A 24,775-nucleotide genomic window follows, 5' to 3' on the forward strand; every position below is an offset into this window, starting at 1 on the left:
CGGAGCGTCCTGACGCCATTGGTACACAAGTCAGGAGGTCGCGGGGAAAATAAAACGCCGCCTCCCGGTAATGGAAGCGGCGTTGTTCCGCCGGTCGGAATATGTTTGTAGAAGGCGAGAGGATCCGACTTTGCCGGCTCGCTCTGTCACCTCTCCCCAGCGGGGAAGGTGAAGATCAGAACGTCAGCGCCTTGGCCTGCTTGACCTGCGGCAGGGCCTGCACCTTGGCGAGCACGTCGGCCGGCACGGCGCCGTCGACCTCGACCAGCGCGATCGCATCGCTGCCGGGGGCGACGCGGCCGAGATGGAAGGTTGCGATGTTGATGTTGGCATCGCCCAGCAGGCTCGCGAACTGGCCGATGAAGCCCGGCTTGTCCTCGTTGGTGATGTAGATCATCGACTTGCCGAATTCGGCATCGACCCGGATGCCCTTGACATCGACGAGGCGCGGCTTGCCGTCGTGATAGACGGTACCGGAGACCGAGCGCTCCTGGCGTTCGGTTGCGACGGTCACGGTGATCAGGCTCTCATAGTCGCTCTGGGCGGCGCGGACGATCTCGTCCACCACCATGCCGCGCTCCTTGGCGACGACAGGCGCGGACACCACGTTGACCTCGCCCAGCATCGGCCGCAGCAGGCCCGACAGCACCGCGGAGGTGATCGCCTTGATCTTCATCTCGGCGACGTGGCCCTCATAGGTGATCTCGACCTTGAGGATGCCGCTCTCGGTGAGCTGGCCGGCGAACGAGCCGAGCTTCTCGGCGAGCGCGATGAACGGCTTCAGCTTCGGCGCCTCTTCGGCGGTGATCGAGGGGAAGTTGACCGCGTTCGAGATCGCACCGGTGAGCAGGTAGTCCGACATCTGCTCGGCGACCTGAAGCGCGACGTTCTCCTGCGCTTCCGTGGTGGAGGCGCCGAGATGCGGGGTGCAGATCACGTTGGGATGGCCGAACAGCACGTTGGAGGTCGCGGGCTCCTCGACGAAGACGTCGAAGGCGGCACCGGCGATGTGCTTGGAATTGAGCGCATCGACCACGGCCTGCTCGTCGACGAGGCCTCCGCGGGCGCAGTTGATCAGGCGCACGCCCTTCTTCATCTTGGCGATTGCGGCCGCGTCGATGATGTTCCTGGTCTTGTCGGTCAGCGGCGTATGCAGCGTGATGAAGTCGGCGCGCTTGAGGAGGTCATCGAGATCGACCTTCTCGACCCCGATGTCCTTGGCGCGCTCCGGCGACAGGAACGGATCGAAGGCGACCACCTTCATGCGCAGGCCGAGCGCGCGGTCGGCGACGATCGAGCCGATATTGCCGCAGCCGACCACGCCGAGCACCTTGCCGGTGATCTCGACGCCCATGAAACGGTTTTTCTCCCACTTGCCGGCCTGGGTCGAGGCGTCGGCCTGCGGGATCTCGCGGGCGAGCGCCAGCATCAGGGTGATGGCGTGCTCGGCGGTCGTGATCGAATTGCCGAACGGCGTGTTCATCACGATGATGCCCTTGGCGGTCGCCGCGGGGATCTCGACATTGTCCACGCCGATGCCGGCGCGGCCGATCACCTTCAGCTTGGTCGCCTTCTCGATGATCTTGGCCGTCGCCTTGGTCGCGGAGCGGATCGCGAGGCCGTCATAATTGCCGATGATCTCGGCGAGCTTGTCCTTGTCCTTGCCGAGGTTGGGCTGGAAGTCGACCTCGACGCCGCGGTCCTTGAAGATCTGCACGGCGGCGGGAGAGAGCGCGTCGGAAATGAGAACTTTGGGTTTGGTCATGGGGATGTGTCCTCTGCCTTCCTCAAAGAAGGGGCTTAGACCGGATTGGATGAATGTCTGGGAGCACTTCTCCCTCTCCCTGTTCTTACGGGGAGAGGGTTGGGGTCAGGGGCAGCCGCGGGCGAAGGCGTAAATCGAGAGGGCCCCTCACCCGGATCGCTGCGCGATCCGACCTCTCCCCGCAAGAGCGGGGAGAGGTGAAAACATCAGGCCGCCTTGGCGAGCTGCGCCTTGGCCTCGGCGAAGGCCCAGTCGATCCACTGCGTCAGCAGCTCGACGTCCTTTGCTTCCACCGTGGCGCCGCACCAGATGCGCAGGCCCGCCGGTGCGTCGCGGTAATAGGCGAAGTCGTAGCCGGCGCCTTCCTTCTCGACCAGCGCCACCAGCTTCTTGCTGAACTCGGCCTGCGCGTCGTCGGAGAGCGAGGTGATCGCGGGATCGGTGAACTTCAGGCACACCGAGGTGTTGGAGCGGATCGAAGCGTCCTTGGCGAGGAAGTCGATCCACGGCGTCTTCGCCTTCCAGTCGGCGAGCACCTTGGTGTTGGCGTCCGCACGCGCGATCAGCGCCTTGAGGCCGCCGATCGACTTCGCCCAGTTCAGCGCATCGAGATAATCCTCGACGCACAGCATCGACGGCGTGTTGATGGTCTCGCCGACGAAGATGCCTTCGTTCAGCTTGCCGCCCTTGGTCATGCGGAAGATCTTCGGCAGCGGCCAGGCCGGCTTGTAGGTCTCGAGCCTCTCCACCGCGCGGGGCGACAGGATCAGCATGCCGTGCGCGGCCTCGCCGCCGAGCGCCTTCTGCCAGGAGAAGGTGACGACGTCGAGCTTGGGCCAGTCGAGCGGCTGCGCAAAAGCTGCCGAGGTCGCATCGCAGATGGTCAGGCCTTCGCGGGTCGCACTGATCCAGTCGGCGTTCGGCACGCGGACGCCCGAGGTGGTGCCGTTCCAGGTGAAGACGACGTCGCTCTTGGGATCGACCTTGGAGAGGTCGGGAATCTCACCGTACGCCGCGTTGAGCTTGGTGACTTCCTTGAGCTTCAATTCCTTGACGATGTCGCTGACCCAGCCCTCGCCGAAGGATTCCCAGGCGAGCGTGGTGACGGGGCGCGCACCCAGCAGCGACCACAGCGCCATCTCGACCGCGCCCGTGTCGGAGGCGGGCACGATGCCGATGCGATAATCGGCGGGCACTTCAAGCACTTCGCGCGTCAGATCGATCGCGAGCTTGAGCTTGGTCTTGCCGACCTTCGCGCGATGCGAGCGGCCGAGGGCTGCGTCCTTGAGATTTTGGGCGTTCCAGCCGGGGCGCTTGGCGCAGGGGCCGGAGGAGAAATGCGGCACGGTCGGCCGCGAAGCGGGCTTCGCTACAGTCATGTCTACCCTTCCAGATAGTGAGCCTCCCGTTGGGGGGAGGTGTCCCGCCGCGGCTGATACGGGAAACGGGCAGAGTCGTCAAGAAAGTTCGGGCGTCTCACGCCGGAGTGAAGGCGCCTCGGGGGCGATTTCCGGGGCTTCGACCACAGTGAGCGCATTCAGCAAGTCCGTGGCATCGCTGATCAATTGCGCCGCGCGGCGGCGGCTGCTGACTTTCAAAATGCATTTGTCGTTGGCCTGCACAACGTAGTCGTTGCCGACCTTGATCATGGAATAGCTTGTCATCGAAATCCCCGAACTGACCGAGCCCGGTTTCCGACGCTCCGTAGCACCGTTCGTTCCTGCTTCCACGTGAACGAAGGAGGGGTAGTTTATCAGCTCTTAAGATGAACGAACGCGCAATCCGAATTTGCAGATGGCGCAACGGCCAAGCGGTGTTGCGTCAAAAGCGGACAGTCATGCCGACATGACTCGCAGCAAATCCCAGCCGCTTGTAGAAGCGCTGCGCATCGACGCGCGTCTGATGCGTCAGCAGCTCGACCAGATTGCAGCCGCGCGCCTTTGCCTCCGTCACGGCCCATTGCACCAGCTGCTCGCCGATGCCGCGGCTGCGACAATCAGTGGCAACGCGCACGTCCTCGAGCAGACCGCGGATGCCGCCTTGCGAGCTGATGCCTGAGAGAACAGCGAGTTGCAGGCAGCCCACCACCCTGCCCTCGCTTTCGGCAACGACGAGCGTCAGATTCGGATCACGCTCGACCCGTTCGAAAGCCGCGTAGTAGGACGCAGGCAGCGGATCCTCCACGCGCTCGCGAGCGCGCCCGAGATGATCATCGGCGAGCATCGCCACGATCGCCGGCACGTCCTCGCGGCGCGCGGGACGGATCGAGATGGACTTGTCGTTCATACGTAAACTCCAATAACCCGGCGCGGGCTCAGCGCGCCGGCGGCAAGCCGAGAAAGGCCTCGGCGTCGCCGATCCAGCGGCGGATGGCCGCATGGCGACCGAGGTCGAAACCGCCTTCATGCGCGAGGCGGGTATAGGCGAGCAGCGAGACATCGGCGAGCGATACCGCATCGCCGGCGAAGAAGCGGCTCGTGGCGAGATGCTGCTCCATGCGGTCGAGCGCCGCATAGCCGCGCTTGACCTTTTCAGGATCGAGCTCGGAAGCGTCCTTGCCGAGATAGACGATGAGGAAGCGGCACACCGCGATATAGGGCTCGTGGCTGTACTGCTCCCAGAACAGCCATTCGTCCATCTTCGCCGCAGCAAAGGCATCGCGCGGAATGAGGACGCTGTCGCGGGCGAGATAGCGGATGATGGCGTTGGACTGCGCCAGCGTGCGGCCATCGTCGAAGGCGACGGTCGGCACCTGGCCGGTGCCATTCATCTTGAGGAATTGCGGCGTGCGCGTCTCGCCCTTGCGGGTGTCGATCTCGATCCACTGATAGGGCACCGCGAGCTTGTCGCAGACCCACTTCACCTTGAGACAATTGCCGGAATTGCTGTCGCCGTAGATCTTCATCGCTGCCGCCCCGCCGCGCTGAGCGACAGAGCATCAGGACGAAGGGAAGCTGTCAACCGGCGAGACGTGCAACCGCGTCAAAACTTGTAGCCGAGGCCGAGGCGCGCGTTGTTCAGCGTCACCTGCGTGTTCATCACGGGAGAGAATCTCACATATTCATATTCGACGCGCGCGAACAGGCCATCCCAGATGCAGTATTCGAGACCGAGACCGGCAGTCCAGCCCACCGCGAAAGTATTGGTTCTGTGCTGCGACTGGGTCTGCGATTGTGCCGGAACGGGGTTCGTCGGGCCGATGATCGTGATGACATTGCCGAAGGCGTCCGTGACGGTCGAGTCCTGCCGCAAGGTCACGTTGCTCGTGACCGTGCGGGACACGTCCATGCGTCCGACGGCGGCTCCGGCGAACATGTAGGGCATGAAGCCGCCGCCGTCCCAGCCCATGCGCCCGCGCAAGGTGATCATGTCCTTGACCTGCGCCGCAGCGGTACCGGTCAGTGTCACCCCATAGTTGTTGGTGACGCCCGGGGGGCGCGTTTCGCCGGCCGGGTTGACGATCATGAGCGAGTTCGAGCCCGACGTCGACGTCGCGAGATTGTTGAAGTAGCTGTAGGTGCCCTCGAGACTGAGGATGGCGTCATACCATTGCCAGTTGCGGCCGATGAAGCCGCCGAAATTGACGCCTTGCGTGTTGGTCTTGTTCATCAGCGACCACGTCGACGTCGGCTGCTGAAGAACGCTGTCGCGGAAGATGTAGTTGGTCAGGCCGACGACGCTCTGGCTGAAATCGCTGGCGTCGCTGGTGTAGCCGGCGTTGCCGCCGACGTAGAAGCCGTCCCAGTTGCGAGACGTCTTCGACAGGCCGTCGGTGAAGCCGCCGCGCAGGACCGGCAGATCCGGCATATCGGCCGCGTGTGCGGCAGACACCGTCCCCAACATCGCTGCCGCCAACAAAAGCCTCCGCATCGCAACGCTCCAAATCGGACTCGAACTGTCGCCATGATCATGGCTCGTTAACCTTAACCAATGGTTGCGTCCGGCGGCTTCGCCGCCGTCGGGCCATGAAAAATCCGCAAAGCAAAACGGCGCGGGATGATCCCGCGCCGTCAAGAGACGTTAAGCGATGAGCTCGAGGATCAGCCCCTGGTGACGAGCGGCGCCGGCGCGTAGGCCGGCGGGCTGTTGAGATCCCAGCGCACGCCGAGCTTCAGATCGTGCGAGGTGAGCTCCTTGATCTTGATCGAGGTCGGACCGGAGGCACTGTTGTCGAACAGGCGGAAGTTGCCGGGCGCGGCATCGCCGAGGTTCATGTAGCTGTAGGCCAGTTCGACGGTGAACCCGGGATTGACCTTGTAGGCAAGGCCGGCGTGGGCGGCCCAGGCGAGGTTCCACTTTCCGTTGTCTGCGAAGTAAGCGACGCTGTTGTTGAGCAACGGGCTGTACGACACGCCGTCGTCGCGGAAGCCGCTGATCTTGTTGTAGGAGCCGCCCACGCCGGCGCCGATGAACGGGGTGATGCACCACCAGGTGCCGAGATCGACATAGGCATTCGCCATGACGACCCACTCGGACTTGCTGCCGGCGTAATTGTTGGCGCCGACGAAGCCGGGTCCAACGACGTTGTCGCCGCCATGCAGATTGGCCTTGCCCCGGTACTGGCCGATCACGTCGGCGCGGAACCAGTTGTTGAAGCGATAGCCGACGCCGAGATCGAACAGCGGCGAGGAGTCGAAGCCGAGGCCCTCCGTCGTCTTCGTAAACCCGGCGGGCAGAGAGGCCTCGATGCGCTCTGCGCGCTGGTTGGTCATGCCGATGTCGCCGCGGAGGTACCAGCCGCCGAAGTCGGCGGGCGGAGCCGGCGGCGCGTACATCGGAGGCGGCGCCGCGATCGGCATATCGGCGGCAAACGCCATCGACGAGATCAGGGTTGCCGCACCCGCGGCAAGGAGAGACTTAACGCTACGCATTGGCTTCGTCCTTATGGCCGGTGAGGCAAATGCAGACGCCCCACGTTCTGGAAACTCACGACCCGGACGATGGCAGCAAATGTTTAAGCGCCACTTAACCCTAATTTTTAAGGTTGATTTTTTCCCTACTCACACGCGGACGCGGCGCGAGCGTTGCAGAATTGCAAGCCTTGCCGCCTCGCAATTGCTAACGATGCATGAAGCCGGAATGCAGCGAAGAACGGTTTGTTAACGCGCGTGCTGCGGAAGTTTCGGCAGGAACACCGCAAGCAGTCCGATTGCCGGCAAATAAGCGCAGACCTGGTAGACGAACTCGATCGAGGTGTGGTCGGCCAGCTTGCCGAGCACGGCGGCGCCAAGGCCGCCGATACCGAAGGCGACCCCGAAGAACACGCCGGAGATCATGCCGAAGCGGTGCGGCACCAGCTCCTGCGCGAACACGATGATCGACGACGTCGTCGAGGAGATGATCAGGCCGATGATGACCGACAGCACCGCGCTGGCGTAGAGCCCGGCATAGGGCAGCGCCAGCGTGAACGGCAGCGCGCCCAGGATCGAGATCCAGATCACGATCTTGCGGCCGAAGCGATCTCCCAAGGGGCCGCCGAAGAACGCGCCGACCGCATTCGCCGCCAGGAAGATGAAGAGATAGATTTGCGCCGCCTGCGTCGACACGCCGAACCGGTCGATCAGGTAGAAGATGTAGTAGCTCGACAGGCTGGAGACGTAGAGCTGCTTCGAGAACAGCAGCGCCACGAGCACGAGAAGTGCAACGGCAACACGGCGCGAGCTCGGCCCTCCGGGGTGGGTGTGGACGGGCGCGGCCTTTTTGGTCGTGATCTGCGGTGCGTACCAGCGTCCGATGCGCCAGAGGATGAGAATGGCGAGGAACGCGATCGACGAGAACCAGGCGATGCTGCCCTGCCCGAACGGCACCACGATCAGCGCGGCCAGCACCGGCCCCATCGCCGTGCCGAAGCTGCCGCCGAGCTGGAACACCGATTGCGCAAACCCGTAGCGGCCGCCGGAGGCGAGCCGCGCGATGCGCGCGGATTCCGGATGAAACACCGCCGAGCCGAGGCCGACCAGCGCGGCGGCGACGAGGATGACGAGATATTGGTGCGCGGCGCTGAGCAGCAGCAGGCCGAAGAAGGTCGAGGCCATGCCGATCGACAGCGAATAAGGCTGCGCCTTCTTGTCGGTGTAGTGCCCGACCACCGGCTGCAGCAGCGAGGCCGTGAACTGGAAGGCCAGCGTGATCATGCCGATCTGCGCGAAATCGAGCGCGTAGGTGTCCTTCAGGATCGGATACACCGAGGCGATCAGCGACTGCATGGTATCGTTGAGGAAGTGCGAGAAGCTGATGCCGGCAAGCACGACATAGGCCGGCCCTGCGGCCGACTTGGCAGCAGACTTGGCAGCAGACTTGGCAGCAGACTTGGCAGCCGCGGACGCAACATCGCTGACGACGACGGGCTCGGTCAGCGTTTCCTCTGAGACGACGACAGGCTTGTTCAATCGAGCGATCCCGGCGCGGCAGATTGCCGCGATCTGCTGATTACGATGCAGGTGGCGTCGAAACCACCGCCAATCGCAAATGGCTGGGATGCGTCTCTTACCCTCCCCCTTGTGGCCCTTGGGGGAGAGGGTGGCTCGCCGCGCAGCGGCGAGACGGGTGAGGGGTTTCTCTCCGCCTGTAAGCCTCTCATGATTGAGCGCGCGGAGACAACTCATCCGGCGCTTCGCGCCACCTTCTCCCAGAAGGAAGGAAAAGGAAGCGGCGCGCTTACGCCGCGGCTTGGCCCAACGCGGAGACGATGGTGTCGACGACGTCCTCGACCAGACGGCGGTCCTCGCCCTCGCCCATGACGCGGATCACCGGCTCGGTGCCGGAGGAGCGGATCAGGAGGCGACCGTGGCCGTTGAGGCGCTTCTCGCCGTCGGAGATCGCCGACTTGACGTCGGAATCATCGAGCGGCTTGCCGCCCTTGTGGCGGACGTTCTTGAGGATCTGCGGCAGCGGATCGAAGCGATGGCAGACTTCCGACACCGGCCGCCGCAGCTTCTGCACCACGGCCAGCACCTGCAGGGCGGCGACAAAACCGTCGCCGGTGGTGGCGTAGTCGGACAGGATGATGTGGCCGGACTGCTCGCCGCCGAGATTGTAGCCGCCGTTCAGCATCTGCTCGAGCACGTAGCGGTCGCCCACCGGCGTGCGCACGAGATCGAGCCCCTGCCCCTTGAGGAAGCGCTCGAGGCCGAGATTGGACATCACGGTGGCGACGATGCCGGGACGCGAGAGGCGGCCGTCTTCCTTCCAGCTCTGCGCGATCACCGCCAGCAGCTGGTCGCCGTCGACGACATGGCCCCGCTCGTCGACCAGGATGACGCGATCCGCGTCACCATCCAACGCGATGCCGATGTCGGCGCGCATCTCGCGCACCTTCTTCGACAGCGCCTCCGGCGAGGTCGAGCCGCAATCCTTGTTGATGTTGAAACCGTCGGGCTCGACGCCGATCGGCACGACGTCGGCGCCAAGCTCCCAGAGCGCTTCGGGCACCACCTTGTAGGCGGCGCCGTTGGCGCAATCGATCACGACGCGCAGGCCCTCGAGCGAGAGATCGCGCGGCAGCGTGCGCTTGGCGAATTCGATGTAGCGGTCATGCACGCCGTCGATACGGCGGGCGCGGCCGAGGCTTGCGCTCTGTGCGAGACGCTTGTCGAGGGATTCGTCGAGCAGCTGCTCGATCTGCCGCTCGACGTCGTCGGAGAGCTTGAAACCCTGCGGGCCGAACAGCTTGATGCCGTTGTCCTCGAACAGGTTGTGCGAGGCCGAGATCATCACGCCGAGATCGGCGCGCATCGACTTGGTCAGCATCGCGACCGCCGGCGTCGGCATCGGCCCGACCAGCAGCACGTCCATGCCGACCGAGGTGAAGCCCGCGACCATCGCGTATTCGATCATGTAGCCGGACAGGCGGGTGTCCTTGCCGATGACCACCCGGTGGCGGTGGTCACCGCGCTGAAACGCAAGGCCTGCCGCCTGGCCGACCTTGAGCGCGAGCTCCGGCGTGATCAGTCCGTTGGCGCGGCCCCGAATCCCGTCCGTGCCGAAATATTTGCGACTCATATGGTCCCCCGAGCAACAACCAGGGATCCCCTCTACAACCACGGGCTGCCCGAACGGGACCCGCATCCCCTGATCTGCTGAGGGGTCTTATAAAGCCATCGCGGCTAACTTGGCTTCAAAAAATATGATGAATCATTACGGAACCGGCGCCGCGACCGCCTCGGTAACACATTGTTAACACTGCAGTTCCGATGTGACCAGCGGAAAGCTGGCGGAACTCACCCTAGTCCGCGCGCTTCACATGGCCGTCGCCGCGGCTCGGCGCCGGCTGGGTCACGTTGACGGGATCGGAGCCCGGAAAGGTCTCTTCCAGCCCCTCCTCCAGCGCGTCCTCGAGATCCTGCTTCTCCTTGATCTCTTCGGGCGAAGGTCTCGCGTGCGGCTTCGTCATGGCGGCCTCTTCTCAAACGATTTGGCTGTGCATCCAACCATGCTAGATGATCCCTCGACCTTCCTATGCAAGACTCTTGGGTAAAGACGGGTCGGGAAACGTTCATGAAGCACATCACGTGTATCGACGATCTTCGCGCGCTGCATAAGCGCCGCGTGCCGAAGGCCTTCTTCGAGTATTGCGACCGCGGCTCCTATGCCGAGGAGACGCTGCGCGCCAACCGAGAGGACATGCAGGCCATCAAGTTCCGCCAGCGCATCCTGGTCGACGTCTCCAAGCGCGACACCTCGACCACGATCCTCGGCGAGCCCTCGACCATGCCGCTGATCCTTGCGCCCGTCGGCCTGCTCGGCATGCAGCATGGCGACGGCGAAATCTACGCCTGCCGCGCCGCGCAGGCCGCCGGTATCCCGTTCACGCAATCCACGATGTCGATCTGCTCGATCGAGGACATCGCTGCCAATGTCGAGAAGCCGTTCTGGTTCCAGCTCTACGTGATGAAGGACCGCGGTTTCATCAAGGACCTGATCCAGCGCGCCGCCGCAGCCAGGTGCAGCGCACTCGTGCTCACCGTCGACCTGCAGGTGATCGGCCAGCGCCATGCCGACATCAAGAACGGCATGACGGTGCCGCCGGAATGGTCGCTGTCGAAGCTCCTTGATTTCGCCAGCAAGCCCGCCTGGGTCTCCGGCGTGCTGCGAGGCAAGCGCCGCACCTTCGGCAACATCGCCGGCCACGTGAAGAACACCGAGGACCTCAACCGTCTCGCCGAGTGGACGGCCTCGCAGTTCGACACGTCGTTGAACTGGAAGGACGTCGAGTGGGTCCGCAGCATCTGGCCGGGCAAGCTCATCATCAAGGGCATTCTCGACGTCGAGGACGCCGAGGAAGCCGCCAAGACCGGCGCGCAGGCCCTCGTCGTGTCGAACCATGGCGGTCGTCAGCTCGACGGCGCGCCGTCCTCGATCGAGGTGCTGCCGGAGATCGCGGACGCGGTCGGCGACAGGATGGAGATCATGTTCGACGGCGGCATCCGCTCCGGCCAGGACGTGATGCGCGCGCTCGCGCTCGGCGCAAAATCCTGCATGATCGGCCGCGCCTATGCCTATGGCCTCGGTGCCGGCGGCCAGGCCGGCGTCGCCAAGGCGATCGAGATCATCCAGAAGGAGCTGCTCACCACCATGGGCCTGTGCGGCGTCAACCGGATCGACGAGATCGACGATCACGTGATTGCGGTGTGAGGCGCCCTAACCTCTCCCCGTAAGAACGGGGCGAGGGAGCGAGAAGGCGAGGCGCCCCTCACACCCTCACATCGGCGGCGTGATCCCATCCCGCCCCACATTCACCCGGTTCGCTTCCAGCGAGCCGATTCCCTGGCGAGATCATCACATCGGCGGTGTCAGGCCCTCGCGGCCGACGCTGACGCGGTTGGTCTCGAACGAGCCGTCCGGCAGCTGCTTCATGGAGGCGATCACCTTGGCGCCGGGCTTAAGCTCGCCCTTGTCGCCGGGCACGAAGGTCACCACCGGCGTGTCGTCCGGGACGAACACCTTCTTCTCGCCGTCCTTGTACTTGACCAGGAGCGTATGGCCGTCATTGCCGAGCACGCTCTCCGCGACGGTCGCATTGGTCATGCTGGAATTCGGCTTGAGGTCGTAGGGCCGCGAGCCTTCGCCGGTGCCGCGCATGCTTTCGGGAAACACGTGGACCTCGACCGCGTTCTGGCCGCCGTCCGGTCCCGGCACGGTGGTGGCGCCGACGAAGGATCCGACCTTGATGTCGGCGAGTGAAATTTTTGCAATTCCCGACACGCTGACGTCAGGGGCGATGCGCAGCTTGACGTCCTCGCCGCTGCGCGACTTGACCTGCATGGTGTCGCCGTTGACGCTCTCGATCGTGCCGCGCACGCGCGTCGGCACCGGCGCCTTCTGCGCGACGGCCACGAGCGTCGAGACGGTTACCATGGCGACGGCGACGAGCGGGCGTATCAAGGTTGTACGTTGAATAGTCATGACGGTCTCCGATTGTCCCACGGGGATAGAACTCCGGAGATGGTGTGCTATTCGCCGTTACCCTCTCAAGTCTTTGTGAGATCTGCCTCGACCAGTGCGCGCAGCTCGGCCGTGACCTGCGGCCGCCGGCCGAACCACAGCTCGAAGCCGTGCACCGCCTGGTGCAGCAGCATGCCGAGCCCGTCGGCGGTCTTCAGGCCGCGCGCTTTCGCGGCGGCCAGCAGCGGCGTCACCAGCGGGACGTAGACGAGATCGGCGATGACGGCTTCTTGCGGCAGGCGCGACACGTCGACGTCGAGCGACGGCTGGCCATGCATGCCGAGCGAGGTCGTGTTCACGAGAAGTTTTGCACGGGGCAGCACGTCGCCGATCGCGTCCCAGGTCACGGGATGCACGCTCGCACCGAACTGTCCTGCAAGCGTCGCGGCCCGCCCGATGGTGCGGTTGGCGAGATGGATGCGCTTGATCCCGCGCTCGCGCAGCCCGAACACGACCGCGCGCGCGGCGCCGCCGGCGCCGAGCACGAGCGCCTCTTCCGCCTTTTCCCAGCCGGGCGCGCTGGCGTCGAGATTGTTGATGAAACCTTCGACGTCGGTATTGGTGGAACGCAGCTCACCCTCGGTAAACCACAGCGTGTTGGCCGCGCCGACGGCCCGCGCGCGCGCATCGGGTGTCGACAGCGCCAGCACGGCTTCCTTGTGCGGGATGGTGACGTTGGCACCGACGAAGCCGCGCAGCGACAGCCGCAGCACGAAATCGCGCAGATCCTCGGGCGGAACCGCCTCGATGACGTAGCCACCTTCGATGCCGAGCGTACGCAGCCAGTAACGATGGATCAGCGGCGAGCGCGAATGCGCAGCCGGCCATCCGATCAGACAGGCTGCGGGAGCCTTGGTCACGGTCGTCCTTCCCCTCGGTGGTTTCCGCGATGATCCATTTCGCGTCCCGCGGGCGCTGTCAAGCGCGCGGGAGACGCAGCGTGACGCCGCGGCAGGCGTCGATCAAACCGCCCGGCGGACGTGCGCGCGGTCAGCCCGCCGCAGCCTCGTCGGCCGCTCGGCTCTTGATGTCGGCGACGGCGCGCTCGAGGCTCGTGCGATAGCGCGCGCGCGGCGGCGTCACGCCATGGGTGAGCAGGGCGCGGCGGACCGCAGGCGAGGCGCCGGTGATGAACAGGCGGATGCCCTGGCGGTGGGCCTTGGCGGCGACCCGCCCGAGCACGTTCGCCGCCGTCGAATCCAGGAACGGCACCGCGGCGAAATCGACCACGAAGGCCTTGCGCTTGTCGGCGATGCCGTCGAGCACGCCGCCGATCGCCGAGGCCGCGCCGAAGAAGAACGCGCCGGTGATGCGATAGACCAGCACGTCGCGGTCGACCGCGAGCCCGGGATCATAGCGCACGCGCTCGCCATTGCCGTCGTCGGGACGATCGGCGGCGACCAGCGGCGTGCGCTCCTCGATGCCGGTCATCTCCGCCATGCGGTTGATGAACAGCACCGCACCGAGCGCGAAGCCGACCAGGATCCCTTCGGTGAGGTCGCGGAAGATCGTCAGCAGGAAGGTCGCGAGCAGCACCACGGCATCGCCCCAGGAGGAGCGCAGCAGCGTGGCGAATTCCTGCTTCTCGGCCATGGTCCAGGCGACCACCACGAGCACGGCGGCGAGCGCGGCAAGCGGGATGTAGCTGGCGAGCGGGGCAGCGATCAGCATGAACAGCAGCAGGAAGACCGAATGCAGCATGCCCGCCAGCGGCCCGCGCGCGCCGGCGCGGATGTTGGTGGCGGTCCGCGCGATCAGGCCGGTGACGCAGATGCCGCCGAACAGCGCCGAGCCGATATTGGCCGCGCCTTGCGCCACCAGCTCGCAATTGGAGCGGTGGCGGCGCCCGGTCATGCCGTCGGCCACCACGGCCGACAGCAGCGATTCGATTGCCGCGAGCAGCGCAAAGGAGATCGCGTCGGGGAGCACCGCTTTGGCCTTCGCAATCGAGAACGCGGGGAGCGCAGGCGACGGCAATTCGCGCGGAATCCCGCCGAAGCGGCTGCCGATGGTTTCGACCGGCAGCGAGAACGCCGCACATATGACGGCCGCGAACACGACTGCGATCAGGATGCCGGGCCAGGACGGCCGCCAGAGCCGCAAGGCCGCGATGATCGCGATGCTGACGAGCGCGACGACTAGCGCCGACGGGTTGATGGTCTGCAGGCCGCCCGCGAGTGCCGTGAGCTTTGGAACGAACTCGCTGGGCTCTTTTCCCGCAAGCGTGATGCCCGAGAGATCGCGGAGCTGGCTCGCAAAGATGATCACGGCGATGCCGGCGGTGAAGCCGACCGTGACGGGATAGGGAATGAACTTGATGTAGGTGCCGACGCGCAACAGCCCGGCCGCGATCAGGAACAGTCCCGCCATCGTGGTGGCGAGGATCACGCCGTCGACGCCGTGCCGCTCCGCGGTCACCGCGACCAGCACGATGAAGGCTCCCGCGGGCCCGCCGATCTGGAAGCGGCTGCCGCCGAGCAGCGACACGATGAAACCGCCGACGACGGCGGTGTAGAGGCCGCGGTCCGGCGTCACACCCGAGGCGATCGCGATCGCCATCGACAGCGGCAGCGCGACGATCGCGACCGTGAGGCCCGCGAACACGTCGGCGCGAAAGTCGGCGACGCCGTAGCCTTCACGCCAGACGGTGACGAGCTTTGGCAGATAGAGTTCGGTGAAGGTCGGCCGGCGAAGCTGGTGCAACCGGTCCGCGTGATCGCCTGTGATGCTCATACCCCGAAGTGCTCCGCTGCCCACAATGCTCCAATGCATCGTGCGGCCGCGTAGCTCGGCGCGACGGTGCGTTAGTTCAGACTGCTCCGGAGCATGGCCCGCAAGATCATGCCCCTACTCGCCGCGGCGGCCCCGGCTCCTTGAGGCGAACGCCCCGCCCGCCCCTGTCACTGCGCGTCTGCTCGCCGATCAATTCGACGCCGGCCCGGTCGAACGCCTCGACCACCTTGATCAAGGTCTCGACCACACCGCGCACGTTGCCGGTCGACGCCTCCATCCGCTGGATGGTCGGCAGCGACACACCGGCGAGCTCGGCCAGGGTTTTCTGGTCGATGCCGAGCAGCGCGCGGGCCGCCCGCATCTGGAACGAGGTGATCACCTTGGCCTCACGTGTCAGGAGTTATAAGTGATACTTGGAACATATACAATGATGTAAAATACATCATTGTAGGGCAAAGGCAAGGGACTGCCCGTCTGTCTTCCTCCGTCATTGCGAGGAGCTCTTGCGACGGTCGCGGTAGGGACGCTCATTGCTGGGCGCCCCCCGCACAGATCCGTACGTGCGGCTTTCCCGCATACGGCTCCCACCTCGGGTGAGTAGCGGTGAAGCGTGTTCGGGGCCAAGGATGGAGGATTTGTGGCTTGGGGAGCAAGTCGGAGGCAAGCCGCGCGACCCGCTGCCACGTGGTCCCGTCAGTCTGGCTGCGGCGCCGAAGCATCCGCCTCCATTGTTCGGTGACGAAGTAGCGGAAGGCGCTGAGCGCTCGGCTGTTGGTCGGTACCGCGTGGTAGTTGAAGTACCCGGTAACGACCTGCCGCAGCCATTTGCCCTGTTCGAGCACCGACTGGTGCATACGCCGTCGCATTCCCTGCTTCACGGCTTGCAGTTTCGCCCGCATGCGGTCTTTGCGAGACTTGCGCCTGATCTGGAACTTGCCTTGCTTGGATCGGCTGCAGATGAAGGTGAAGCCGAGGAAGTTGAAGGTCTCCGGCTTGCCGAGCCCGCGCCGCCTGCGGTTGTCCTCCGCATGACGTCCGAACTCGATCAGCCGGGTTTTCTCAGGGTGCAGTGACAGCGCGAACTCCTGCAGCCGTTTGCGCAATTCTTCGAGGAAGTGCCGGGCCTCATTCTCATGCTCGAAGCCGACGATGAAGTCGTCAGCGTAGCGCACGATGATCATGTCACCCGCGGCCTCGCGCCGTCTGAAGCGTTCGGCCCACAGATCGAGGGCATAGTGCAGGTAGATGTTGGCAAGCAGCGGCGAGATCACCGCCCCTTGTGCCGTCCCCTGTTCGCTGACCCTGACCGTTCCTTCTTCGAGAACACCCGCCTTGAGCCATTTGCGGATCAGACGGATGATACGCTGGTCGCCGGTCCGATGTTCGACGAAGCGGATGAGCCATTCCTGGTCCACCATGTCGAAGAACGAGCGGATATCGGCGTCAACAATGAAGTTCACCCGCCGGCTCTCGATTCCGACCAGCAGCGCATCCATCGCATCGTGCGCGCTGCGCCCGGGCCGGAACCCATACGAGAACCCGAGGAAGTCCTCCTCGTAGATCGCGTTGAGCACCGTAGCGGTTGCCCGCTGAACGATCTTGTCCTCGAGGGACGCAATCGCCAGCGGTCGCTGCCGCCCATCCTGCTTCGGGATATGGACCCGCCGCGACGGCTGCGGCCGGTACGCTCCCCGGTGAACACGAGCATGCAGGTCCTCAAGATTGGCCTTGAGGTCTTGCTCGTAGTCCCGCCACATCATTCCGTCCACACCCGGCGCGGCATGCTTCTTCAGCGCGAAGAACTCCGCCTCGAGCAGTTCAGGCGTGATGTGGTGAAGCAGCGCAGTGAACCTCTCCTTCTTCCTTTCCCTTGCAGTTCGCCGTATGCGTTCCAACGCCTGTGTCACGCTTGTCCGGCTCGGCGTCCGGGGCGTGCTTTGCTGGTCCGCATTCCCCTTGGTCGCGGCCCTTCGCTCCACCAACTCCTCCGCGGATCGCTCCGCTTCGTTCGCAGGCTTCGACGCTACTACGGCCGCCTCCGACTTCCCGCATCCGTTCGTCATCGGCTTTGGCTCCTCGCCTTCCCGATGCGGACCTTGGGGGCATGTTGCCATCGGTCAGATGCGGGACCTCCCAGGTTCCGACGCGGTCCTTTGCTGCGTGATGGGGTCTTCGACCACGGCAGAGCGTCAGCGCCTCGCATAACGGCGCCGCACATGTTGCCTTCGACGTTGCTTACCGGCTCGGCCTCTGCGAGTTTCTGTCTTTCGCGGCTCAATAGCCCACCCCACAGCATCGTTGTGTACGCTTCGCAGCCGCCGTTGCCGACGGCCACGCAACACTCACTACCGGGCGCTCGCTACCGCTTACCCGGACCGGACTTCCACCGGTTGGACCACGCCAGCTTGCCTGGCGCACAAGCAATCCAGCTTCCGCGGAGGGATTCTGGATTGCTTCGCTACGCTCGCAACGACGGCAGGGAGGAGAGCGGGAGAGTCCAACTTTCACCGCACGCGTGGGAGACGGCCCCTCACCCCACCCTCTCCCCGCAAGAACGGGGAGAGGAAGTGAGAGAGGCATGCGTGCCTTATTGCGCGACAGACCGACTCACGCCGCGTGCTGATGCGCGGCGATGATCTGGTCGGCGGCGCGGCCCGTGACTTCGGCCATGTGGTCGAACTGGCGGGTGAAGCTGCCGGCGCCTGCTGTCGCGGAGCGCAGCTCGACGATGAGCTCGCCGATCTCGGCTTCCGGCATCATGGCGCGGACGCAGTCCCAGCCGCTCCAGCCGTCCCGGGTGTCGAAGCCGAGGATCTGGCCGCGCCGCGCCGACAGGATTGCGTTGATCTTGGCGGTGGCATCGGTCGGGCAGACGATCTCGACCACGTGGATCGGCTCCAGCAACACCGGCTGGCATTGCGGCAGGCCTTCGTTGAGCCCGACCCGCGCCGCCGTGCGGAAGGCGAGATCGGAACTATCGACGCTGTGATAGGAGCCGTCGGTCAGCGTCACCTGCACGTCGGTGACGGGGAAGCCGAGCGGACCGCGCGCGAGGCCATCGACGACCCCTTCCTCGACCGCCGGGATGTAGTTGCGCGGCACCGCGCCGCCGACCACCTTCTCGGCGAATTTGAAGCCGTCGCCGCGCGGCAGCGGCTTGATGTCGAGCACGACATCGCCGAACTGGCCGTGGCCGCCGGACTGCTTCTTGTGACGGCCGCGCTGGGTGATCGGCTTGCGGATGGTCTCCTGATAGCCGATCGCGGGCGGATGCGAGGTGACCTTGACGCCGAAGCGATCGCGCAAACGCTCGCTGGCGACGCGCAGGTGCATCTCGCCCTGGCCCCACAGCACGGTGTCGTGGGTCTTGGGGTTCTGCACAATCAGGAGCGAGGGATCCTCCTCGTGCAGCCGCATCAACGCCTGGCCGAGCTTGACGTCGTCCTTGCGGTCGGTGGCCGCGACCGAGATCGCGAGCACCGGCGGCGTCGGTTCGATCGCGATCAGTGCCGCGGGCGCCGTCTTGCCGCTCGAGACCATGTCGCCGGTCTTGACCGGATCGAGCTTGGCCAGCGCCACGGTGTCACCGGCTTCCGCCGAGGCACGCTTGGTGTCGTAGGCGCCGTTGACGGCGAGAATGCCGGAGATGCGCCCCGCGCCGCCGGAGGAGGATTGCAGCGTGGCGCCGTCGTCGAGATGGCCGGCGATGAGACGCGTCAGCGACAGTTTTCCGCCGTGCTGCGAATGCAGCGTCTTGAAGACGTAGCCGAGTGCATCCTTGCTTTCGGGCGCACCGAGACGTCTTGCGGTCTCGGCGATGCCGGGCGCCTCGTGGCGCAGCGCCTTCATCAGACGCAGCACGCCGTTCTCGCGCGCGGCCGCACCGAGCAACACCGGGCAGATCAGCCCTTCGCGCAGTTCGCGGGCGAGATCGTCGAACACGGCATCGCGCGGCGGCTGGATGTCCTCCAGCAGCTGCTCCATCAGCGCGTCGTCGTGGTCGGCGAGCTTCTCCAGCATCGAGAAGCGGGCTTCCTTCTCGCGGTCGAGATCGCCGCCTTCGAGCGCGACCACCTCGGAGGCCTTGTGCTCCCGATAGACGAAGGCGCGCTCCAGCGCGAGATCGACGAAGCCCTCGATCAGCTCGCCCTTCCAGATCGGGATCTGGCGCAGCACCAGCGGCACGCGCGAGGCGGGCTGCAGCATCGCGAGGGTCTCGCGAATGCGCTGGCTGGCGCGGTCGATCTTGTTGAGGAACAGGAAACGCGGGATCTTCAGCTCCTCCAGCTCGCGCAGGATGATCTGAAGCTGCGGCAGCTTCTTCTCGTCGGCCTCGCAGACCACGATGGCGGCATCGACCGCGGGCAGCGCGGCGCGCATGTCGTGGGCAAATTCGACGGAACCGGGACAATCGAGGAAGGTGTAGCTGTCGCCCATGAAACTGGTGGTGGCGGCAGTCAGGCCGACGGTCATCTTGTGATGACGGGCCTCCGGGGTGGCGTCGCCGACGGAAGTTCCGGCGTCGACGCTGCCGGCGCGCGGGATTGCGCCCGTTCGCGCCAATATTGCTTCCAGAAGTGTGGTTTTACCGCTTTGGAAAGGGCCCACCAGCGCGATGCACCGTGGACCTCGGGGACTTCTGACGTCTTGTCCCATTTCGCCGCCTCCTTTGTATGGAGCTCGGCCCGTGATTGGGTCGGCAAACGTAGATGCTCTGCCCGTCCCCGAGATTTGGCAAGCATCAAACGTCGCTGCGGTGCGTCGTCGATTGGATCGCGATCAGATCGTTGTGATGTTTCACCTCTCCGCGCCGGGGAGAGGTGAAGCAGCACCGCCCCAGGCGTTTTAACGACCCGGACGGAGTTCCAGGCTTTCGAGGCCGGCGGCGACGTTGAGGCCGACCTGGCCCTGCACGCTGAGCGGCTGGAGCGCGATCGAATTGTTGGAGCCGCCGACCAGCACGTTGCCTCCGACGCCGACGCCGAGCGAGGCGCTGCCCTGCGCGCCGGCGTAATTGCCGGAGAGGTCGCCCGGACCGAGCCGGTCGACCGGCGCGAACACGCCCCACGCCAGCGTGGTCTCCTGCGTGATGCCGATGTCGAGGCCCACTTTCCGGATCGTCGCGACATAGCGGTCTTCAGGCAAGCCGTCGGCGCGCAGCACGCAGCCGAGGTTGGTCACCGATCCCACGATGAAGCCGACGCTGGCGCCGCCGCGGCATTCGAGCACGCCGACCCGGACCATCCGCTGCTGCTGCGCGCCGCTGGTCGCGACGGAGGCAACGAGGCTGGCGGCAGCGAGCCCGGCGAAGATGAACGAACGGCGCATGAAATGTCTCCGGCGATGAGTGTGATGCGAGCAGAGAGAGCGCCCCACCCGTGTTGCGCGATGTCTATGCCACAAGAGCGTTGTGGGTGCCAGATCGGACGTATCTGAAATGAACGCCCGGAGAGAGGCCCCTCACCCCGCCCTCTCCCCGTGAAAACGGGGAGAGGGAGCGAGAGAGCGGCGCGTCCCTCACGATCGACAACAATCAAAACGCGCTAGCGGCCGCGACTTAACTCTCCCGCCTTCTGCGGGGAGAGGTCGGATTGCCCCGGCGATGCGAAGCATCGTCCGGCGCGATCCGGGTGACGGGGCAAGGCACGCTGCTGGCCCAAACAAAAGCCCATCCGACTCCACTCAATCGAAACACGCACAAAAAAGCCCGCCGGAGGCGGGCCTTTCGCGAACTTAGTCGAGACGCGATCAGCGCAGATTGCCGCAGAAGCGCTGAATGCGCTTGCAGGCGTCTTCGAGGTCCGAGGTCTTGGTCGCATAGGAGATGCGGAAGGCCGGGCCGAGGCCGAAGGCCGAACCCTGCACCACCGCGACGCCTTCGGTCTCGAGCAGCTCGGTGACGAACTGCTCGTCGTTCGAGATCACGTTGCCCGAGGGCGCCTTCTTGCCGATCGTGCCGGCGCAGGACGGATAGACGTAGAACGCACCTTCGGGACGCGGGCACTCGATGCCGTTGGCCTGGTTGAGCATGGAGACGACGAGGTCGCGGCGCTCCTTGAACACCTTGTTGTTGGCGGGGATGAAGTCCTGCGGACCGTTCAGCGCTTCCACCGAAGCCCACTGCGCGATCGAGCAGGGGTTCGAGGTCGACTGCGACTGGATGGTCGACATCGCCTTGATGAGCTGGGCAGGGCCGCCGGCATAGCCGATGCGCCAGCCGGTCATGCAATAGGCCTTCGACACGCCGTTCACCGTGAGCGTGCGGTCGTAGAGGCTGGGCTCGACCTGCGCGACCGTGGTGAACTGGAAGTCGTCATAAACGAGGTGCTCGTACATATCGTCGGTCATCACCCAGACATGCGGATGCTTGACCAGCACGTCCGTGAGCGCCTTCAGCTCTGCCCTGGTGTAGGCCGCACCGGTCGGGTTCGACGGCGAGCACAGGATCACCCATTTGGTCTTCGGCGTGATCGCGCGCTCGAGGGCCTCGGCCCCGAGCTTGAAGCCGGTCGCGGCGGTGCAGACCACCGGCACCGGCTCGCCGCCGGCGAGCGCCACCATTTCAGGGTAGCTGACCCAATAGGGCGCGGGGATGATCACCTCGTCGCCCGGATTGATGGTCGCCATGAGCGCGTTGTAGAGCACCTGCTTGCCGCCGGTGCCGACGATGATCTGGTTCGGCTTGTAGACGACGCCGTTCTCGTGCTGGAACTTCGCGATGATGGCTTCCTTCAGTTCGGGGATGCCGTCGACCGCGGTGTACTTGGTCTTGCCGGCCTCGATGGCGCGGATCGCCGCGAGCTTGATGTTGGCGGGCGTGTCGAAATCGGGCTCGCCGGCACCGAGGCCGATGACGTTGCGGCCCGCCGCTTTCAGCGCCCGTGCTTTATCCGTGACCGCGATGGTCGCGGACGGCTTCACACGGTCGAGCGCAGCGGCAAGGAAGGACATCGTCATCTCCTGACAAGCGTCGTGAAGCCTTTCGCCTCACGACTCTGATTGTGGGAATGGAGGCACCCTAAAACGTGTGCCGTTGCACCGCAAGAAACTTCGGCCCGATCCCGCAAAAGTTTCCGAATTCTGCCGCTTCAAGCCGCGATTTCCCGCAATTTTCCGCAACTTTGCCGCGCAAACCCCTCATATCCGGCAAGGCTTGTCCTCCGAGCAATTTCAGGCCGCTTCGATACCAAGAACCGACCACGACGCTGACGTTTCGCGAACGCCTGGGCCCTCGAGTCGATCGTGAGCGCCCGGCGCGATCACAGCCGCCCAACGTCTCAGCAGTTATGGGCAACGCCGACGCGTTGACGCAGGCGTGATCTCGATTTGCAGCGTCGCGCGGAAATGATCTTCCGCGGCATTGCGGTGCGGTAGGGTTTTCGAGTTTTTCTATTGGCCGGCACTTGCGGCGGATTCGCATCGGCATCATTGTTTAGCCGCGGCGCGTGGGCAGGATGCGCCGCGCTTCCCGTCCCAGGTTCAGAACTTTCAGAATGTACAAGCTCTATTCGATGCAACGCTCGGGCAACAGCTACAAGGTCCGCCTTGCGCTGGCGCTGTTGAACGTCCCTTACGAAGCGGTCGAGGTGGACATTCTGCGCGGCGAAAGCCGCACGCCGGACTTCCTGTCCAAGAATCCGTCGGGCCAGGTGCCGCTGCTCGAGGTCGGCGAGGACCGCTACCTCGCCGAGTCCAATGCCATCCTCTGGTATGTCGCCGTCGGCACGCCGCTCGCACCGGAGAACCGCATCGACCGCGCCGAGGCGCTGCAATGGATGTTCTTCGAGCAACACGCGCTCGAGCCGAATATCGGCGCCGCCTATTTCTGGCTGTCGCTGGTTAAGGGCGGCCGCGACCTGCAGACCCACGCGCTGGAGGACTGGATGGAGCGCGGCTATGGCGCGCTCCAGGTGATGGAGAACCATCTCAAGACCAGCCCCTATTTCGCCGCCCGCCAGCTCACGGTCGCGGACATCGCGCTGTACGGCTACACCCACCTCGCCGATCGCTGCGACTTCGACCTCGAGGCCTTCCCGGCGATCCGGGACTGGCTGAAGCGCGTCGAGGCCGCCCCCGGCTTCGTGTCGATGGACTGGCGTCCGGCTGATATCGACGACCCCGCCAGCATCGCCGCGGGGGCCTGAAAACCCGGAAGGCCGAACTCGAGGAAGGTGCGCTCCTCTCCCGCAAGCTTGCAAGAGAGGTGCAGCGAATGCGCGGCTCGACTGGTCCGCAACCACTCCGGGCGTTAAGAATAGCGGGTATAGTGTTAACCCCTGCCCCGATCCCGCCATATTCTGCGCCCCGGCCGCCGCAATCTTGCCGGTTGAAATGGTGAAATTGTTCGGCGTCGCGGCTGATTCGCTCGCACGTTGAAGGATTTAGACCATGACTCAGGCGTCCGGCACGGCAGGCTTTCAGAGCCGAACCGATACCGTTTCGTCTTCCCGGCTGACCAATGCGGTCGCGGCCTCGCTCGCCGTCGCCGCGATCTCGCTATGCCTGATCGTCACCCTGACAGTGCTGTCGACCAAGGCGACCATGGCGATGGGCCTGCCGGTCTGATTCCCGTTTCGTCCTGGACCGCCTTCAAGGTGCCGCGCGGCCCGCGCTGCACGGCATCGACAGGGCGTCGATGAAATCACCTGTGGTCGTCGTGGCAATTACCCTGACCGCGGCCATCCTGGTTGTGCGGCATCGCTGTTGATTTTCACGGGCATGCGCAAGAGCTCGGGCACCTCGACGCTGAACGCGCCGCCGTTGCAGCAGCGCGTCAGGCATTCGCATTTGGTGTAAAATCATCCGAAAGCTTGGCGCGCGCTCGCAAGCCGCCTTTAAGCACACCGCAGGATTCCTCACCGCGCAGGCGCAACAATCGGTCAATGTTGCGGCGTTCCCTCGTTCAGGAGGAACGAGACAGGCCATGCGGTCCGGATGGCGAGCGATTTGCGGTCCGATACTGACGGTAGCGATCACGCTGCTGGCAATCCTGCTCGATCGATCCGTTCAAATTCCCTCGCCTGCGCCGCTGTTCGTCTGCATCGTCGCGCTTGCCGGCGCGCTGGCGGGTTTCGCCTCCGCCATGGCCAGCGCGGTCCTCGCGGTCGCCGGCGCGGCGCTGTTCTTCGCCGGGCATCGCGCCGTGCCCTTCCATGCCAACGCGGACATGGTCGGCCTGCTCGCAGTGACGGCCTTCGGCACCGCAGGCATCACCGGCCTGATGCGCGAGCGGCTGCTCGCTGCCTTCGCCACCGAGCGCCAGAGCCACGCCACCGCCGCGCGGCTGTCGGCCGCACTCGACCAGGTCGACATCGGCATCGTGCTGCTCGACACGGAGACGCGCGCCGAATTCATCAACCGCGCCTTCCGCGATTATTTTGCGGTGCCGGACGACATCGCCGACGGCAAGCCACCCTTCATCGCACTGATGTATCACAGCCGCGACACCGGCGCGTTCGAATTGCCGGAGGACGAGCTCGGCACTTTCATCGCGCAGCGCATGGAGATGGTGCGGGTCGGCGATGCGACGCCGATCAACATCAAATTGCGCAATGGCGAGGTGCTGCGCTTCGTCTGCGCCGCGCTGCCCGACGGTGGGCGCATGCTGAGCTACACGCCGGTCACCGACCTCGTGCGCCACACCGATGCGCCGGCGCGTGCCGACTATTACCGCTCGCTGCGCGATCCCACGAACCGCAAGCTGATCCGGTATCTGCGCGCCGCGGAGTGAGTTGGTCGACCGTGCGCCCATCGTATGCGCCGGCGCTCGCGGACACAGCCCCTCACCCCACGGTGAGGGGCCGGGCACATCATTTGCCACGACCGAATGTCCAT

Annotated in this window: 22 protein-coding genes; 4 read left to right on the forward strand and 18 right to left on the reverse strand. The window is 65.1% G+C overall.

Features of this window, described 5'->3' with window-relative positions; translation table 11 throughout:
* Positions 1–175: 175 nt before the first annotated feature.
* From serA to ACNJYB_RS34520, 10 genes are all read right to left on the reverse strand, one after another.
* The gene (serA, locus tag ACNJYB_RS34475) at positions 176–1,765 is read right to left on the reverse strand and encodes a phosphoglycerate dehydrogenase (protein WP_439371033.1); all 1,590 of its coding nucleotides are present in this window, start codon (positions 1,763–1,765) and stop codon (positions 176–178) included.
* Between the two features lie 206 nt (positions 1,766–1,971).
* On the reverse strand, positions 1,972–3,144 hold the full coding sequence (locus tag ACNJYB_RS34480) for a phosphoserine transaminase (protein ID WP_439371034.1): 1,173 nt from the start codon (positions 3,142–3,144) through the stop codon (positions 1,972–1,974).
* A 78-nt stretch (positions 3,145–3,222) separates the two neighbouring features.
* Positions 3,223–3,429 carry a hypothetical protein gene (locus ACNJYB_RS34485; protein ID WP_439371035.1) on the reverse strand — a complete coding sequence of 69 codons (207 nt, stop codon included), beginning with the start codon at positions 3,427–3,429 and terminating at the stop codon, positions 3,223–3,225.
* 157 nt (positions 3,430–3,586) lie between these two features.
* Positions 3,587–4,051, reverse strand: coding sequence for a GNAT family N-acetyltransferase (locus ACNJYB_RS34490; protein ID WP_439371036.1), 465 nt, complete (start codon positions 4,049–4,051; stop codon positions 3,587–3,589).
* Positions 4,052–4,079: 28 nt separating this feature from the next.
* Entirely contained in the window at positions 4,080–4,670 is a 591-nt protein-coding gene (locus ACNJYB_RS34495) for a glutathione S-transferase family protein (protein ID WP_439371038.1), read from the reverse strand.
* A 77-nt stretch (positions 4,671–4,747) separates the two neighbouring features.
* The gene (locus ACNJYB_RS34500) at positions 4,748–5,635 is read right to left on the reverse strand and encodes an outer membrane protein (RefSeq protein WP_439371040.1); all 888 of its coding nucleotides are present in this window, start codon (positions 5,633–5,635) and stop codon (positions 4,748–4,750) included.
* 170 nt (positions 5,636–5,805) lie between these two features.
* Positions 5,806–6,636: an outer membrane protein gene (locus ACNJYB_RS34505; RefSeq protein WP_439371042.1), complete on the reverse strand. Its 831-nt coding sequence runs from the start codon at positions 6,634–6,636 to the stop codon at positions 5,806–5,808.
* 228 nt (positions 6,637–6,864) lie between these two features.
* Positions 6,865–8,154: an MFS transporter gene (locus ACNJYB_RS34510; protein ID WP_439371043.1), complete on the reverse strand. Its 1,290-nt coding sequence runs from the start codon at positions 8,152–8,154 to the stop codon at positions 6,865–6,867.
* Between the two features lie 268 nt (positions 8,155–8,422).
* On the reverse strand, positions 8,423–9,766 hold the full coding sequence (gene glmM, locus ACNJYB_RS34515; RefSeq protein ID WP_439371044.1) for a phosphoglucosamine mutase: 1,344 nt from the start codon (positions 9,764–9,766) through the stop codon (positions 8,423–8,425).
* Positions 9,767–9,989: 223 nt separating this feature from the next.
* Positions 9,990–10,157 carry a hypothetical protein gene (locus ACNJYB_RS34520; RefSeq protein ID WP_439371045.1) on the reverse strand — a complete coding sequence of 56 codons (168 nt, stop codon included), beginning with the start codon at positions 10,155–10,157 and terminating at the stop codon, positions 9,990–9,992.
* Positions 10,158–10,261: 104 nt separating this feature from the next.
* Here ACNJYB_RS34520 and ACNJYB_RS34525 point away from each other — a divergent pair, with 104 nt between their 5' ends.
* The gene (locus ACNJYB_RS34525; RefSeq protein ID WP_439371047.1) at positions 10,262–11,398 is read left to right on the forward strand and encodes an alpha-hydroxy acid oxidase; all 1,137 of its coding nucleotides are present in this window, start codon (positions 10,262–10,264) and stop codon (positions 11,396–11,398) included.
* A 144-nt stretch (positions 11,399–11,542) separates the two neighbouring features.
* Here the strand turns inward: ACNJYB_RS34525 and ACNJYB_RS34530 are convergent, their stop codons facing one another.
* From ACNJYB_RS34530 to ACNJYB_RS34565, 8 genes are all read right to left on the reverse strand, one after another.
* Positions 11,543–12,169 (reverse strand): hypothetical protein, encoded by a 627-nt coding sequence (locus ACNJYB_RS34530; RefSeq protein WP_439371048.1) that lies wholly within the window; start codon positions 12,167–12,169, stop codon positions 11,543–11,545.
* A 65-nt stretch (positions 12,170–12,234) separates the two neighbouring features.
* On the reverse strand, positions 12,235–13,068 hold the full coding sequence (locus tag ACNJYB_RS34535; protein WP_439371049.1) for a shikimate dehydrogenase: 834 nt from the start codon (positions 13,066–13,068) through the stop codon (positions 12,235–12,237).
* 130 nt (positions 13,069–13,198) lie between these two features.
* Positions 13,199–14,941: a SulP family inorganic anion transporter gene (locus tag ACNJYB_RS34540; protein WP_439371050.1), complete on the reverse strand. Its 1,743-nt coding sequence runs from the start codon at positions 14,939–14,941 to the stop codon at positions 13,199–13,201.
* A 106-nt stretch (positions 14,942–15,047) separates the two neighbouring features.
* Positions 15,048–15,320 carry a helix-turn-helix domain-containing protein gene (locus tag ACNJYB_RS34545; protein ID WP_439371052.1) on the reverse strand — a complete coding sequence of 91 codons (273 nt, stop codon included), beginning with the start codon at positions 15,318–15,320 and terminating at the stop codon, positions 15,048–15,050.
* A 148-nt stretch (positions 15,321–15,468) separates the two neighbouring features.
* Positions 15,469–16,848, reverse strand: coding sequence for a group II intron reverse transcriptase/maturase (gene ltrA / locus ACNJYB_RS34550; RefSeq protein WP_439371053.1), 1,380 nt, complete (start codon positions 16,846–16,848; stop codon positions 15,469–15,471).
* A 700-nt stretch (positions 16,849–17,548) separates the two neighbouring features.
* Positions 17,549–19,597 carry an elongation factor G gene (locus tag ACNJYB_RS34555; protein WP_439371054.1) on the reverse strand — a complete coding sequence of 683 codons (2,049 nt, stop codon included), beginning with the start codon at positions 19,595–19,597 and terminating at the stop codon, positions 17,549–17,551.
* 189 nt (positions 19,598–19,786) lie between these two features.
* The gene (locus ACNJYB_RS34560) at positions 19,787–20,269 is read right to left on the reverse strand and encodes a DUF992 domain-containing protein (protein ID WP_439371055.1); all 483 of its coding nucleotides are present in this window, start codon (positions 20,267–20,269) and stop codon (positions 19,787–19,789) included.
* A 420-nt stretch (positions 20,270–20,689) separates the two neighbouring features.
* Positions 20,690–21,892 (reverse strand): pyridoxal phosphate-dependent aminotransferase, encoded by a 1,203-nt coding sequence (locus tag ACNJYB_RS34565; RefSeq protein WP_439371056.1) that lies wholly within the window; start codon positions 21,890–21,892, stop codon positions 20,690–20,692.
* A gap of 542 nt (positions 21,893–22,434) precedes the next feature.
* Here ACNJYB_RS34565 and ACNJYB_RS34570 point away from each other — a divergent pair.
* The 3 genes from ACNJYB_RS34570 to ACNJYB_RS34580 all read left to right on the forward strand — a co-directional run bounded on the left by ACNJYB_RS34570 (position 22,435) and on the right by ACNJYB_RS34580 (position 24,671).
* The gene (locus ACNJYB_RS34570) at positions 22,435–23,085 is read left to right on the forward strand and encodes a glutathione S-transferase family protein (RefSeq protein ID WP_439371058.1); all 651 of its coding nucleotides are present in this window, start codon (positions 22,435–22,437) and stop codon (positions 23,083–23,085) included.
* A gap of 244 nt (positions 23,086–23,329) precedes the next feature.
* Positions 23,330–23,506 carry a hypothetical protein gene (locus ACNJYB_RS34575; protein WP_439371060.1) on the forward strand — a complete coding sequence of 59 codons (177 nt, stop codon included), beginning with the start codon at positions 23,330–23,332 and terminating at the stop codon, positions 23,504–23,506.
* Between the two features lie 358 nt (positions 23,507–23,864).
* Complete coding sequence (locus ACNJYB_RS34580; protein ID WP_439371061.1) at positions 23,865–24,671, forward strand: PAS-domain containing protein; 807 nt, start codon at positions 23,865–23,867, stop codon at positions 24,669–24,671.
* The last annotated feature ends 104 nt before the right edge of the window (positions 24,672–24,775 follow it).

It is taken from the genome of Bradyrhizobium sp. SMVTL-02 (assembly GCF_051853005.1).
Taxonomy (GTDB): domain Bacteria; phylum Pseudomonadota; class Alphaproteobacteria; order Rhizobiales; family Xanthobacteraceae; genus Bradyrhizobium.